The sequence below is a fragment of the Tabrizicola sp. genome (assembly GCF_036781545.1).
In the GTDB taxonomy this organism is placed as follows: Bacteria; Pseudomonadota; Alphaproteobacteria; order Rhodobacterales; family Rhodobacteraceae; genus Tabrizicola.
In genome coordinates this window covers 1-14,389 of record NZ_DAIQAT010000086.1, presented here as the reverse complement: position 1 = coordinate 14,389, position 14,389 = coordinate 1, and the positions used below count along the sequence as shown (strand labels likewise).

The 14,389-nt window shown below is 65.1% G+C and carries 12 protein-coding genes and 1 pseudogene; 4 read left to right on the top strand and 9 right to left on the bottom strand.

The window, feature by feature from the left end; all coding sequences use genetic code 11:
• The first annotated feature begins 352 nt into the window (after positions 1-352).
• Genes cbiB through V7Q39_RS13180 form a run of 3 tightly spaced genes read left to right on the top strand, consistent with a single transcriptional unit; the run spans position 353 to position 3,340 of the window.
• Entirely contained in the window at positions 353-1,252 is a 900-nt protein-coding gene (gene cbiB / locus V7Q39_RS13190; protein ID WP_333817056.1) for an adenosylcobinamide-phosphate synthase CbiB, read from the top strand.
• Between the two features lie 25 nt (positions 1,253-1,277).
• Positions 1,278-2,435 carry a lytic murein transglycosylase gene (locus V7Q39_RS13185; protein WP_333817055.1) on the top strand — a complete coding sequence of 386 codons (1,158 nt, stop codon included), beginning with the start codon at positions 1,278-1,280 and terminating at the stop codon, positions 2,433-2,435.
• Positions 2,435-3,340: a glycosyltransferase family 2 protein gene (locus tag V7Q39_RS13180; protein WP_333817054.1), complete on the top strand. Its 906-nt coding sequence runs from the start codon at positions 2,435-2,437 to the stop codon at positions 3,338-3,340. Before V7Q39_RS13185 ends, V7Q39_RS13180 begins: the two co-directional genes overlap by 1 nt.
• Before the next feature lie 6 nt (positions 3,341-3,346).
• Here V7Q39_RS13180 and V7Q39_RS13175 read toward each other — a convergent pair whose 3' ends face one another.
• A complete protein-coding gene (locus V7Q39_RS13175; RefSeq protein WP_333817053.1) occupies positions 3,347-3,730 on the bottom strand; it encodes a group II truncated hemoglobin in 384 nt (127 codons plus the stop codon).
• An 11-nt stretch (positions 3,731-3,741) separates the two neighbouring features.
• Positions 3,742-6,111: a DUF1989 domain-containing protein gene (locus V7Q39_RS13170; protein ID WP_333817052.1), complete on the bottom strand. Its 2,370-nt coding sequence runs from the start codon at positions 6,109-6,111 to the stop codon at positions 3,742-3,744.
• Positions 6,112-6,239: 128 nt separating this feature from the next.
• Between V7Q39_RS13170 and V7Q39_RS13165 the strand changes: the two genes are divergently transcribed.
• The gene (locus V7Q39_RS13165; protein WP_333817051.1) at positions 6,240-7,100 is read left to right on the top strand and encodes a DMT family transporter; all 861 of its coding nucleotides are present in this window, start codon (positions 6,240-6,242) and stop codon (positions 7,098-7,100) included.
• A 25-nt stretch (positions 7,101-7,125) separates the two neighbouring features.
• On the opposite strand, the gene V7Q39_RS13160 is transcribed toward V7Q39_RS13165, so the two are convergent.
• The 7 genes and pseudogenes from V7Q39_RS13160 to V7Q39_RS13130 form a co-directional block, all read right to left on the bottom strand.
• Complete coding sequence (locus V7Q39_RS13160; RefSeq protein ID WP_333817050.1) at positions 7,126-8,130, bottom strand: GlxA family transcriptional regulator; 1,005 nt, start codon at positions 8,128-8,130, stop codon at positions 7,126-7,128.
• Complete coding sequence (locus tag V7Q39_RS13155; RefSeq protein ID WP_333817049.1) at positions 8,123-9,187, bottom strand: heme-dependent oxidative N-demethylase family protein; 1,065 nt, start codon at positions 9,185-9,187, stop codon at positions 8,123-8,125. The genes V7Q39_RS13160 and V7Q39_RS13155 overlap by 8 nt, the downstream gene beginning before the upstream one ends.
• A 9-nt stretch (positions 9,188-9,196) precedes the next feature.
• Positions 9,197-10,159 carry a PDR/VanB family oxidoreductase gene (locus V7Q39_RS13150; RefSeq protein WP_333817048.1) on the bottom strand — a complete coding sequence of 321 codons (963 nt, stop codon included), beginning with the start codon at positions 10,157-10,159 and terminating at the stop codon, positions 9,197-9,199.
• Positions 10,156-10,782 (bottom strand): dimethylamine monooxygenase subunit DmmA family protein, encoded by a 627-nt coding sequence (locus V7Q39_RS13145; RefSeq protein WP_333817047.1) that lies wholly within the window; start codon positions 10,780-10,782, stop codon positions 10,156-10,158. Before V7Q39_RS13145 ends, V7Q39_RS13150 begins: the two co-directional genes overlap by 4 nt.
• A 56-nt stretch (positions 10,783-10,838) precedes the next feature.
• Positions 10,839-11,975: an aminomethyltransferase family protein gene (locus tag V7Q39_RS13140; RefSeq protein WP_333817046.1), complete on the bottom strand. Its 1,137-nt coding sequence runs from the start codon at positions 11,973-11,975 to the stop codon at positions 10,839-10,841.
• A gap of 152 nt (positions 11,976-12,127) precedes the next feature.
• Complete coding sequence (locus tag V7Q39_RS13135) at positions 12,128-13,891, bottom strand: APC family permease (protein ID WP_333817045.1); 1,764 nt, start codon at positions 13,889-13,891, stop codon at positions 12,128-12,130.
• 327 nt (positions 13,892-14,218) lie between these two features.
• A pseudogene (locus tag V7Q39_RS13130) lies at positions 14,219-14,389 on the bottom strand (NAD(P)/FAD-dependent oxidoreductase); the annotation flags it as partial.

Sequence of the window (14,389 nt, the reverse complement as noted above, 5' to 3'; positions counted from 1 at the left end):
TGTCCCAGAAGCGCAGCACCGGATAGACCGCATCGCCGACCTGCACCCGCAGCCGGGACTTGCGCTTCAGGTCACGTTTGCGCGCGGCCTCAAGCCCCTCGCGCACCTCTTTCGGCAGAAACTCAAGCATGGCAGCCTCGACCTCTCCCCGATTCAAATTCTGGAGCGGACCCGCAGAAAATCAAGCTGTCACAAGGGTATTGCCGGAATGTGAAGCGCGTATGTCATCAAAGACACAGGCTTCGGCAACCATCGGTTGATCGGCCCCGCCGCACGGCCTTACCTGGCGGGAAATCGGCGCAAGCGCCCACGACCGCTTGCGAATCACCCGGCCGCCGCCGATAGCCGGATCATGATCCTGATCGTTGCCCTTCTCCTCGACGCCGCCTTTGGCGAGCCGCGCTGGCTCTGGGACCGGCTACCCCATCCCGCCGTGCTGATGGGCCGTCTGGTCGGCTGGTGCGATGCCCGCTTCAACCGCGATGGAGAGTTGAAGCTGAAGGGCACCCTCGTTGCCGCAGGTCTCCTGCTCACCGGCCTCGTCCTTGGCTGGGTGATCCACCTGATCCCGGACCATGGCATCCTTGAAGTGCTGACCGTCGCGATCCTGGTTGCGCAGAAAAGCCTGGTCGATCATGTCCGCGCCGTCGCCACCGCGCTCCGCCGCTCTATCCCCGAGGGGCGACAGGCCGTCGCAATGATCGTCGGCCGCGACACCACCGGGATGACCGGCCCCGACATCGCCCGCGCCGCCATCGAAAGCGCGGCGGAGAACCTGTCGGACGGCGTGGTCGCGCCGGTCTTCTGGTATCTCGTCCTGGGCCTGCCCGGCATCCTGGCCTACAAACTGGTCAACACCGCCGACAGCATGATCGGCCACCTGACCCCGAAGTATCGCGACTTCGGCTGGGCCTCAGCCCGTCTCGACGACCTGCTGAACCTGATCCCGGCCCGGTTGACCGCGCTCTTGATTGCGTTGACCCATGGCTGGGTCGACCCTGCCCCCATCCTCCGCGACGCGCCGAAGCACCGCAGCCCCAACGCGGGCTGGCCCGAAAGCGCGCTGGCCCCGGTGCTGAACGTCGCCCTCTCCGGCCCGCGCAGCTACAACGGCGTCCGCAAGGACTATCCGTGGGTCTGGCCCGAAGGCCGCCGCGACGCCGGCGCAGAGGACATCGACGCCGCCGCCGATGCGCTGTGGCGGGTCTGGGCCGCTCTCCTTGCGGTTGCCGTTCTGGTGGCGCTTCTCTAGGGTCTGGCAAACCGCCGGAGACCCCATGCGCGCCGCCCTTCTCGCCCTAGCTCTCGCCGCTCCCGCCGCAGCCGCGCCCTGTGGCGGAGACTTCGGCGAATTCCTTTCGGCGATGCAGGCCGAGGCTGTCGCCGCAGGCGTTCCCCCTGAGACCGCCGCCGCCTTCTTCAAGGGCGCGCGGCAGGACCCGAAGGTTCTGAAGGCCGACCGCGCGCAGGGCGTGTTCCGCAAGACCTTCCTCGACTTCTCGCAATCGCTGATCTCGAAGCAGCGCCTGGCCACCGCCCGCGCGAAGTCCGACGCACTGAACGACATCTTCACCCGCGCCGAAACCGAGTATGGCGTTTCGCGCGGCATCCTTCTCGCCTTCTGGGCCTTCGAGACCGATTTCGGTCAGGTCCAGGGCAACTTCAACACGCGCAACGCCCTTCTCACCCTCGCCCATGACTGCCGCCGGCCTGAGATCTTCCAGCCCCAGGTCCTCGCCGCCGCCCGGCTTTACGCGATGGATGACTTCGCGCTCGACACCACCGGCGCCTGGGCGGGCGAGATCGGCATGGTGCAGATGCTGCCGAAGGACATCCTGGAGCGCGGGGTCGATGGCGATGGCGACGGGCTGATCCTGCTCAAGACCTCGGAAGCCGACGCCATCCTCTCAGGCGCGCGGATGCTCCAACACCATGGCTGGCGGGCGGGCGAGCCCTGGCTGGCGGAAGTCACCCTGCCCGAGGGTTTCGACTGGGCGCTGACCGGCCTCGATACCGAAAAGCCCAGCGAAGACTGGGCCGCGCTTGCCGTCACCCCCCGCAACGGGCCGCTCGCCCCGGGCCTTGTCGGCTCCATCCTCCTGCCGCAGGGGCGCAAGGGACCGGCCTTCCTCGTCTACCCGAACTACCGCGTGCTCTTCGAATGGAACAAGAGCTTCGTCTACGTCACCACCGCCGCCTATTTCGCCACAAGGATCGAGGGCGCAAAGCCCTATGCGGCGGGCAACCCCGACCCGGCGCTCAACCCAGAGCAGATGACCGCCTTGCAGGAAAAGCTTGCCGCCCTCGGCCATGACGTCGGCAAGATCGACGGCATCCTCGGCGCGGGAACGCGCGCGGCGGTGCAGAAGGAACAGACCCGCCTCGGGCTGCCCGCTGACGGCTGGCCGACCCCCGCGCTTCTGGACGCGCTCTGATGGCGACGTGGAGCCTTGTCGCCACCGTCAAGGCCCCCGAGGAAAAGCTTCTCGCCTTCGCTGCCTACCACCTGACGCTCGGGGCCGATCACCTCTGGCTCTTCCTCGACGATCCCGATCAGCCGATCCCCCAGCCCCTGGCCCATCACCCCCGCGTCACCGTCACGCCTTGCGATGACGCCCATTGGGCCAGCGTCGGCAAGAAGCGCCCGCCCGCCCACCAGAACCGCCAGGCCCAGAACGCCCGGTTCACCTACCGCGAGAAGGTCTCGAGCGACTGGATCGTCCATATCGACGTGGACGAGTTCCTCCTGGCCCCGCGCCCCGTCGCCGCGATCCTCGACGCCACGCCGCCCGAAACCATCGTCATGAAGCTGGAACCCTTCGAGGCGATGCACGATCCTCTCCTGCCCGACGACATCTATACCGCGCGTGAGTTCCGCGGCGCGTTGCGCCACGAATACTGGCCGCGCCGCCGCGCGGCCCTTGGCCCCTACCGCAAGGTGATCCGCGACGGGATGCTGTCACACAGCGTGGGAAAGGTGATCTACCGGACGCGCGTCCCCGGCCTTCTGCCGCGCCTTCACACGGTCATGATCGACAAGGAATTCGTCAAGACACCCGACTGGCACCCCGAGATGCAGCTCCTGCACTTCCACGCGCAGGACAAGGCCGCCTGGCTGGCCGCGGTGCCCTTCAGGATGACCAAGGGCGCCTACCAGTTCCGTCCCGAGCTGCAGGCCTTCCTTGCTGAAGCGAGCCCGGAAGAGATCGACAAGTTCTACCGCCGCACCCAGATCCTGCCGCTCGCGCTGCGGGACCAGTTGGTGAGCGACGGCCGGGTGATCCTTGCCGACCTCCACCTGCGGCAGAAGGTCCAAGCGCTGCGCGACGGAACGCTCTGACGAGGGTCAGTTCACATTCACCAGCATCAGCGCGGCCCGACGGAAGATCGCCATGATCTCTCCCCGTTCCTTCTCGGCCACGTTGGTTTCCACCATCGCCCGGTCCATGACCGCCAGCCAATCCTCGGCATCCTGCTTGCGAATCTCCACATGCGCGTGGATTTCCCGCAGGTTCATGTGGCCGTGCAACTCGTGGTAATAACGCCGCCCGCCGAAGAAGCCGCAGAGGAAGTTGAACTGCTCGGGCCGCACATGGGCCAGCCCGTGGCCCTTCTGGTGCATCTCCATGATGGTCTTGCCCTGCGGCAGGGTCTCGATCAGGTCGTAGAAGTGGTTCACCAGCAGCTGGACCTGCGGTTCCCCCCCGATCCGGTCGATCATCGGCTGCATGGCATACCCTCTCAGCTTTGCGGACGGGACTTCTTCGGGTCGTAGTGCGACAGCGGCACGATCACCGCCGGCAGGCGTTTCTGCTGGCCATCCAGCTTGCCGACCTCCAGCGCGGTTCCGACCTCGGAATGCGCCAGATCCACCCGCGCCAAAGCGATGTTCTTGCCCAGGATCGGCGAGCGGATCGAGGAGGTCACTTCCCCGACCTGCGCCCGCCCGACATGCAGGCAGTCGCCGTGGCCCACATCGACATTCGAATCGATGTCGAGGCCAACGAACTTGCGGCTGGGGTGTTCCTTCCGCCGGATCAGCGCCTCGCGGCCGATGAAATCGTCAGTCTTCGATTTCAAGGGCACCGTGAAGCCGATCCCCGCTTCGAACGGGTCGGTCTGGTCGCTGAAATCGTAGCCCGCGAAGATCAGCCCGGCCTCGATCCGCACCATGTCCAGCGCCTGCAACCCCATGGGCTTCAGCCCCAGATCGCCGCCATTTTCCCAGACCGCGTCATAGACCGCCGAGCCGTCCTTCGGGTGGCAGAAGATCTCGAAGCCCAGCTCGCCGGTATAGCCCGTACGCGACACCACCACCGGCGCCCCGTTCGGGCCGCCCAGACGGCCCACGGTCAGGCGGAACCAGCCCAGCTCTTCGATCGTCGGCTGATGCGGCGCGGTCCAGATCATCCGCTTCATGATCTCGCGGCTGTTCGGACCCTGGACCGCTAGGTTGTGCAACTGGTCGGTCGAGGACCGCACCATCACCTTCAGCCCCAGCTTCTCGGCCTGCTCGCGCAGCCAGAGGCCGGAATAATCGTCCCCGCCGATCCAGCGGAACTGGTCGCGGCCCAGCCGGAACACCGTGCCGTCGTCGATCATCCCGCCATGCTCATAGCACATCGCGGTATAGACCACCTGGCCCTGGCTCAGCTTCTTCATGTCGCGGGTGACGCACCATTGCATCAGCGCCTCGGCATCCGGGCCCGTCACCTCGAACTTGCGCAGGGGTGACAGATCCAGCACCACCGCCTTCTCGCGGCAGGCCCAGTATTCCTCCAGCGCGCCGTTCTGCGAATAGACCTGCGGCAGCCAGTAGCCCTTGTATTCCACCACATTGCGCGTCCGCGCCGAGATGCGGTCATGAAACGCGGTTTCCTTGGTCATCTTCGGCTCCGATTGCGGCGTGGTGCGGTGGGCGATGGCGCGGCTGAATGTCTCGGCCCCGGAATAGGTGCGGACGTGGATGTCGCTCAGATGCCAGCCGTTGGCGGGCGAGGTGTCGTCCGGGCAGGCCGAGTTCACGCAGACGATATCGGTCAGCGCGCGGAACAGCACATAGTCGCCCGGGCGGCTCCACGGTTCATCGCTGATCAGGACGCCATGTGAATCGATGTTCGTATTGAAGAACAGGTTCACCGCCATCCAGCCCGGCCTCGCGTCCACCCCGTATCCGGCCAGCGCCTTGTTGAAATTGTCCGAGCAGTTGACATGGCCGGGATAGCCGATGTCGTCGTAATACTTCGCCGCGCAGGCCATGGCGAAGGCGTCGTGCCGCCCTACGGTATCCTGCACAACCTCGACCAGCGGCACCCAGTCCTGGTCAAAATACTTGGAATGCAGGCCGGGCATGGAATAGGCATGGCCCATCAGCGTGCGCGATGTCGTCACGTCCAGCGCGTGCTGCAGGCCCTTCTCAAGCTTGCGCGCATCGAAGCACTGGAAGTCGGTGCATTGCCGGCCATCGACGTCGAGAATCTGGATATAGTCGCCGGCCTTGACGAAATAGCTTTCCGCCGTCGCCGATTTCACCCGGAGGTCCAGGATCGGGTCGGCCAGCGGATCGGGCAGGTCATACTGCCCCATCATCCGGGGCTTTGCGCGGCTGACGAGAACCGTGACCGGCGTCGCCGTATCCTGTGCCTCAGGCGCCATCGGCAGGCCGGGGGCCGCGATGACCAGCCAGCCCTCGTCCAGCGCGGTCAGTTCGGCTTGCGTCCCCGCAGGCGTCTCCCCTCCGAAGAGGCGAATCGCTCCGGCCTTCGCAAGATCGATATGGCGGCTCTCCAGACCCTTGCGCAGGCGCCGCAGGCTTGCATCGCCCTGCGCCAGCATCGCCTTCAGCCCCTCGGCGCCCGAGTTCGAGGCCTGCCCCAGAAGCATCGCGTCGATCCGGCCATCCTTCGCCGCCGCGACCAGTTCTACCGGCTGCCCGCCTTCATCGTTGATGACCACGACCCGGTCGCCCACCATGATCTGCAACAGCACCGCGCCACCGCCGGGGACCGCAAGCCGCTCCTGCCCGTGATGGCGGGAAAAGCCCTGCGGCGTCAGTATCCGGCTCGGCCGCGGCGGGCCCGGAACTACATTGGGATAGATCGAATCGAGCATCGCGCACCCCATCATCGGACCCAAGGCCGTTCGGCCCGGAAAGTTTAACAAGGATAAAACTTGTTCATCCAGAAGAATAGCGTCAGGGTGAGCCTGACACAAGCATTAGGACGAGAAAAGGCGCTGAAATGCTGGCACTCGGCTTCGGCCTGACCGCCGCCCTGATCTGGGCGGCGCATGATCTTCTGGCGCGGAAAGTCAGCCAGGGTGCGGCTATCCTGCCGATCATCGCGACGGTGTTCATGACCGGCAGCCTGGTACTCGCCCCCGCCGTGCTGATCTGGGGCGATTGGGGGGCAATGACCGGGACCGCCCTCGTGATCTCGGTCGGCTATGGCCTCGCCTATGCGGTGGCGGGCGGGGCGCTTTACAAGGCGTTCAGCCTTGCCCCTGTCCGCCTGGTCTCGCCGGTGATCGGGGCCTTTCCGATGCTGTCCCTGATCGTCGCCCATGCCCAGGGCCAGCCCGTCACCCGGACCGACTGGCTTGCCGTCGCCGCCATCGTCCTGGGGATCGCCATCGTCGCCACGGCCGCCCGCGACGATGCGCCCGAGGGCTATGCCGCGCCCCCCGCCGTCGCCCTCGGCTGGGCCGCATTCAGCGCCTTGGGCTTCGCCACCGCCTTCGCCCTGGGACAAGAGGCTACGCGGCAGGGAGGCGAGCTTCCGGTGCTGCTCATCGGCCGCCTCGTTGCGCTGGCCTCGATTCTTCTGTTGGCCCTTGCTCTCCGCGCGCCTGTCCGTCCCTCGCCCGGCCAGACCTGGCTCCTCGCTCTGATGGGGGCCTTCGATGCCGTCGCCCTCGGCCTTGTGACCGCCGCCGGTGCCCTGCCCCGCGCGGAATACGCCTCTGTCACATCCTCGCTGTTCGGAGTGCTGACCGTGCTCCTCGCCGCATGGTTCCTGAAGGAAGGCGTCCGCGCGGTGCAATGGCTGGGGATCGGCGCCGTCTTCACCGGGATTGCCGTGCTGGGGCTGCAAGGCGGGTAAGTGAACCCTTGCCCGGCCTCGCTCCTTACTCCGCCGCTTCCACCCGCACCGGGGCGCGGCGCATCGTCTGGGTCAGGCGGCGTTCGTCGCGGGGGGAGACGCCGAAGAACTCGGTATAGTGCCGGATCATCGGGCTCGAGGTCATGTAGCCGACCGAGGCGGCGATCTCGCGCAAGCTGTCGTTGGAATAGAGCACCCGCTGGCGGGCCTTCATCAGCCGCAAATGGTGGTAGTAGCGCAAGGGGCTCTGCCCCGTCTCGCGCTTGAACATCCGCTCGAAGTGTCGGCCCGACAGGCCCACGGCGGCAGCGACATCGGGGATGCGCAGCGGGTCCTCGACATGGGTCTCAAAGAGATGGATCGCCTCGCGGATCGCCACCGGCAGGCTGTCCGTGGTGCCGCCCGCGCGAGCGACGGGGACCTTCTGGCTGGCGTCGGCATCACGGACGAAGGGGTGCTGGAACCAGCAGGCGACCTCGGTCATGCAATCGCGGCCCAGGCGCTCTTCGATCAGGCGCAGCATGGCGTCGAAGACCGCCCCCGCGCCGGAAGCGGTGATCCGGCGCCCTTCGCGCAGGATCGTCACCTCACGCGCTTCGACCGCCGGGAAATCGGCCTTGAAGGCCGCCTCGTAGCACCAGTGGACCGAGCAGGGACGCCCCTCCAGCAGCCCCGCGCGGGCCAGCGGGAAGATACCACCGGAAAAGGCGCCGAGCGTGACCCCGGTCCGGTCCAGCCAGCGCAGTTTCGCCGGGCTGCGGCGCGGATCGGCATATTCGGCGGTGGGAGGCGAGAGAAGGTAGAGGTGGTCCACCGTCTCCAAGTTGGTGAGCGTCACGTCAGGCTCGAAGCCGATATCGGCGCTGGAGCGGACCGGGCTCGACGCCTCGGCGACCAGCGACCAGACGAACTCCCGCCGCCCGGTGATCTCGTTCGCGGCACGCAGGGGCTCGATGGCCGAGGTGAGGCAGGCCATCGGGAAGCCGGGGAACATCAGGAACCCCAGGCGGAGCGGCCCGCGCTCAGTCATCGGGCCACCAGCCGGGCGAGGTGGGCGCGCCGTCGTCGTACTTGGACAGCCATTCCACCATGGCGGGGCGGTTGCGGATGAAGCCCTTGTAGGTCGCCAGTTCGTCCGGCAGGTCGCGCACCACCCGGTGCAACCGGCGGGCCCATTTCGGCACCGTCACGATCTCGTCGAAGCTGGCGAGGTAGCAGCGGATGTCGAAGGCGATCGCGTTGGACCGTGGCAGACGGTAGAGCGTCTGCAACTCCACCCGCAGGTGCTGCTTCTGGCCCAGGTTCTCCGGCGTCAGGCTGGCCTTCATCGGCCCCCATTTCGGATAGGTCTCGGGCGCCGTATCCAGAAGCGGATTCACCGTCATCGTCCAGTTGAACCGCCGCACCGGCGCACCGTGCTGGAGCTTCAAGAGGAATTTCAGCGCCCGGTCGAAGACGCCCTTCTCATGCGCCAGCGGGACGGGCGCGTGCCATTCGTGGAAGTTCATGCCCACGTCGAAATCCACCGACCAGTCGGCCTGGGAGGTCGCGATCCCCGCATCCATCCAGAGCGTGCCGTCGCGTTCGTCCTGCAGGGTCCAGTCGCCCTGAGTCTGGCGCATGATGTATTCGAAGGGCGGATAGGGCAGCGTCGATTCGTCCAGGAATGTGAACGACTGTTCAATTCCCAGTGGGCGGTTCACCCAATGCCAGCGGTTGCCGTCCTTGGTCAGCGAAAACCATTGCGGATAATCCCGCGCCTTGGACTCCATCACCAGTTCCAGCGTGTCCCAACCGGCCAGCGTCATATGCGGCAACGACTGGCAGCGCAGCGGGTCATCCGCCAGCACCTTGGAGCGGTCGATCATCTCGGCGACGTAATGTTCGTCCACGTCCAGGATATGCTCGAAGACCGAGCCGGGGCGACCCGGCACATGCGGTTCCATGTTGACCGAATACATGTAGTCGTCGCGGTCGAAGGGGAACGGGAACCGGCGCGGGTTCGAGTTGCGATAGGTAAAGTCCCCGCGGAACGTCTCGTCCCGGAAGAAATCGTTGAAGGCACCCGTCTTGAAGTCAAGGCTCATGCGATTCTCCTATCGGTCGATGACAAGGGTCTTGCCCTCGAAGCGGCTGACGCAGGGCATGATCTTCGTGTTGGAAGCCTGCTCCTCGGGCGTCAGCCAATGGTCGCGGTGCAGGATGGTGCCGTCGCATTTGTGAACGGCCGTTTCGCATTGCCCGCAAGCCCCGCCACGGCAGAGGTAGGGCGCATCCACCCCGGCGGCTTCCATCGCCTCCAACAGGCTTTGGGTCGGGCCGACGGTGATGGTCTTGCCGCTGACTGTCAGCTCTACCGTGAAGGGCAGGCCGGTGCCGGGGGCGATGAATTCCTCGGAATGCAGCGCCTGTTTCGGCCAGCCCATGCTTTCCGCCGTGGACAACACCCAGCCGATCATCCCTTTCGGCCCGCAGACATAGAGATGCGTGCCGATGGGCTGGTTTTCCAGGACCTTCTTCAGGTCGATCATCTGCTTCTGGTCGTCGAAATAGCAGTGCACCCGGTCGGGATGCGCCCCGGTCAGCCGGTCCATATAGGCGCCAAGCGGCTTCGACCGCGCGGAATAGTGCAGCTCGAACCGGCCGCCGAAATGCGACAGCTGCGCGATCTGCGCGAGGAACGGGGTGATCCCGATCCCGCCCGCGATCATCAGATGCTTCTTCGCGCGGTTGTCCAGCGCGAACAGGTTGACCGGATAGGAGAGCGTCATCTCCATCCCCGGCGTCACATGCCGGTGCATGAACAGCGACCCGCCGCGCCCGACATCATCCCGCCGGACCGAGATTTCGTAACCCGTCCGGTCCTCGGGATCGGACATCAGCGAATACGGGTTCAGTCGGCGCGTGCCATGGTCATCCATCTCGACCACGGTATGCGCGCCGCCCGAGAAGGCCGGCAGGTCGGACCCGTCGCGGCTGACGAAGCGAAAGCGCTTGATCAGCTCGTTGACCTCGACGACCTCGGCCACGCGGACCTGGAGTTTCGCGACCCCGCTCATTTGAACCTCACCACACTTTCCGGCACCAGACCGGGGTCTTCCGCGTCGATATTCACCCCCTGAAAGGCCGCGAGCCGCCGGGAATAATGGTCGCGGACGAAAAGGTTCAGCCCGCAATGGCTGCATTTGAACGGATCGGTCGCCACGTTTTCGGTGATGCCCTTGCAATGCACGCATTGCACCCGCCGCACCGTCGAGCCGCGCTGCTCCTTCTGCACCGAGGCATGCGGAAAGCCGGTGTTCATGATGTCGCGCTCGGCCTGGCCGATCAGCCCTTCGGAGCCCGCAAGATAGAACTGCGTTCCCATATGTGCCGCCGACAGCACCCGCGCCAGCCGCGGCAACAGCGCGGGAATGGAGGGAGCTCGGAAATACTGCGCCACGCCCAGGCCTTCCAGCGCCGCCGACTGGTCGCGGCCGTCGGGGCCGGGGCAATACATCACATGCGCCGCCGCCAGCATTTCCGAACGATCGGTCGCCTTCGCCAGCAGGTCCACCACCGCACCCGCCCCTTCACCGTCGGCGACGATCAGGTGCAGGCTAGCGGGGTGCGGCTCAAGGGCCGCATAGACCGGACGGCTTCGGATCGAAGGGGCGTCCACGGGGGTCAGCAAGGTCTTCACGGCTTGGGATTCCCTGGCAGAAGGGGCCCGCCCGGAGGGCAGGCCCCGAAGGTTGGTCACTTGGCGGTGCGGCGCTTCTTGTCCACATCGTAGAACGGCAGCGGGGCCGACTTGGCCTTGATCGGGCCATGCGTGCCGCAGCGCACCTCAAGCTCGGTGCCGTTGTTGGCATCGGCAACCGGCAGCCGCGCGATGGCGACGGTCCAGTCGTTCAGCGGCGAATACATCGCCTGCGTCACGACGCCGACCTGCTTGCCATCCTTGAACACCGGCGCGCCGTTGCCCGGCACGCTCTTGCCTTGCAGCTTCAGGCCCGAGATCTTGAAACGCTCCTTGCCCTTCAAGCGGTAGTGTTCCTCGGCGCCGCGGAAGCCCTGCTTGCCGGGTGAAACCGTGAAGTCGAGCCCGAGTTCCCACAGCGTATCGCCGGGGCCTTCGTTCTCGAACGGATACATTTCCGAGTTGTCGAAGGGGAAGAACAGCAGGTACGATTCGGTCCGCAGCATGTCCAGCGTGGTGAAGCGGCAGGGGATGATCCCCATGCTGGCGCCTTCCTCGAGGATGCGGTCCCAGATTTCCACTGCATCCTGGCCGCGGCAGAAGATCTCATAGCCACGCTCGCCGGTATAGCCGGTGCGCGACAGCGTGATCGGCTTGCCGAAGAGGCTGGTCGGCATATGGCTGAAATAGCCCAGCTGGCGGACATTGGGGATGTGTTTTTCCAGATAGTCCACCGCCAGCGGCCCTTGCAGCGACAGGTCGTGCAGGTTGTCGTCGAAGCGGACCGAGACATCGCGGCCGCTGGCGGCCATGGTCAGCTGCTCATGCCCCTGGCCCGAGCCATGCACCACGGTGAAGCTGTTCGGCCCCATGCGGTAGATCACGCAGTCATCGACGAACTTGCCCGCATCGTTCAGCATGCAGGCATAGACTGCCCGGCCCGGCATCAGCTTTTCCATGTTCCGCGTCGTCGCGCGTTCGATCACATGGCTGGCCGCATGGCCGGTGATATGCATCTTCTTCAGGCCCGAGACATCCATCAGCCCGGCCTTGGTGCGGATCGCCATGTATTCGGCATCCGGGTCGCCCTTGGAATAGGACCAGGCGGTTCCCATCCCGCTCCAGTCTTCGAGGTTGGACCCAAGCGCGCGGTGGCGGTCGATCAGCGTCGAGAAACGCCAGGAATTGGTCATCGTCAGGCTCCCTGAAGCATGGTGATTTCCGTCCAGTCTCGGGTGATTCCCGCCAGAAAGCAATAATGAAATGCAACAAAATTTCTTACCAGAAAACACATTCGCAAGAAAAAGCCGCCCCGAAAGGCGGCTTTTCCGGTTTTTCCGCGCGGTCAGGCCGGCAGGACGAAGAACCAGTTCGCCCAGAGAACAACCGCCGCCCCGGCGACCAGCGCCAGATAGGGAAGGATCCCTGCCCTGCGCTCACCCAACTCGCCATACGGCAGCCCAAGGTCGTCATAGGCTTCCTTCGGGAACTTGCCCTGGTCGACGATATAGTGGCGGTACCAGAACACCGGGAAGATGAACGAGGCGAAGATCAGCCCCGACCACAGCGCGTTCTCGTAACCCCAGACCTTTGCCCCCGCACCCAGGAACAGCGCGTTGACGAAGGCAAGGCAGGTGTTCAGCCCGATCAGCCAGGTGGGCGCCTTCCAGGGGCGGTCCATATGTGCCGAGTCGAGACGGTGGATCCAGCCCGCATTCAGGTTCAGGAAGTTGAACATGATGTAGCCGACGTTCGAAATCGCGAGGACGTAGAAGTAGCCACCCGCGTCCGAGGCAAGCGCCAGCAGAACGACGTTGAAGGCAAAGTCGGTCCACATGGCGTTGCGCGGTGCGCCGTGGCTGTTCACCTCGCCCAGGTACTTGGGCAGCCAGCCGTCACGCGACCCCTGGTAGAGCGTGCGGGAAGAGCCCGCCATTGCGGTCATGATCGCCAGGAACAGCGCGAGGATCATCAGGATCACGAAGATCTGGGTGACAACCGGGCCCCCGCCGATCATGTTGCCCATCGCCTCGCCGACGCCTGTGCCATCGACGATGCCACTCGCAAGCATGCCTTCCACCCCGTAAACCCCCTGGAACGAGAACGGGATCAGGAAGAAGAAGACGAAGGCCAGAAGGCCGGAGTAGAAGATCGCGCGGAAGGTATCGCGCTTGGGATCCTTCAATTCGCGCGTGTAGCAGACTGCGGTTTCGAAGCCGTAGGTCGACCATGCGGCGATATACATACCGCCCAGGAACAGCGTCCAGCCGCCGATGTTCCACTCGCCGTCCACGCCCGAGTAGGCGGCCGTGGGAGGCACCAGATTGGTCACGTTCATCCAGTTGATCGAGCCGGTCAGGATCGGCACCAGGCCCACCAGCAAAAGCGGAACAAGCACGACGACCGCGAGCCATTTTTGCGCGCTTGCGGTTGAGGCGATGCCCTTTTCCTGAATGAACAGGATGATCAGCATCAGAACCACGCCGATGATGAAGGTCGAGTTGAAGTGCAGGGTCCCCAACCCCGGGATGGTAATGGCGGCGGCTTCAAAGCTGCGGAACCAGGGGGTCAGCGCGTGCACGCCATCGCCCGAGGCGACGGCCTGAATCGCCTGTTCGGCGGTGGTGCCGGCGTTGTCCGCCATATATTGCACGACGCTTGCCGTTTCGGCGGTGTAGCTGCCGATGTTGGCGGCCATCCAGTCCAGCACCGGCTGACTGTCGGCCAACGGGATCGGGAAGATCGCGTTAAGGATATATCCTGCCGCAATGGCGCAGCCCAGGGACAGCACCGGCGACCACGCGAACCAGTTGCACCAGACCGACAGGGGCGCGATCAGCTTGCCATAGCGCAGCCATGCCGTCGCGCCATAGACCGAGGTACCGCCCGACTTGTTGCCGAACATCCCCGCCATCTCGGCATAGGTGAAGCTTTGCAGAAAGCCCATCACCATCGAGATCATCCAGACCATGAAGGCCAGCTTGCCCGTGGTTCCGGCAATCCCGCCGATCGAGAACAGCACCAGCGGCGGCACCCCGGCCGCAACCCAGAAGGCACCCTTCCACGTCAGCGCTCGGACCATTTGGCCCGATCCAGTTTCAGTCGTCATTCCCTCTCTCCTGTTAGGCGCCACATCGGCCCTTGGGCAGGTCTTGCTGCCTACCCTTCGTTCCGCTGTGCGGTGCTGTCTTCAATGTGCGGACATCAGTTGCGGTCTTCCCCAGTCCTCCCCTCTGTCCGGCGCAGAATCGGCTCAGGACGCGGCTTCCCCTGCGACCTGACGCCGCGCAGAAAAGCACGGGCGCAAAGTCATAGCGAGCAAAATTTGATCCCTGCGAAAGAATGTTTCCCTCTGATCGCAGTTTCGGTCACAGACGGCGCTCAAAAAGCAAGCGGCGCCGTCTCCGACGCCGCTTCCCTGATCCTGGGTCCTGCGTCAGTTGCGCAGGTAGCTTTCCATCGAATCTTCCAGCGCGTCCTTCCAGGGCGTGTGGTGGATCGGCGCCATCGTCCCGGTGATGACCGATTTGTAGGCATGGTTGCGGAAGGCCATGATGTCCTGCTTCTTGTGCTCCTTCCACTCGAAGAAGGCCTCGCAGGCACCGTC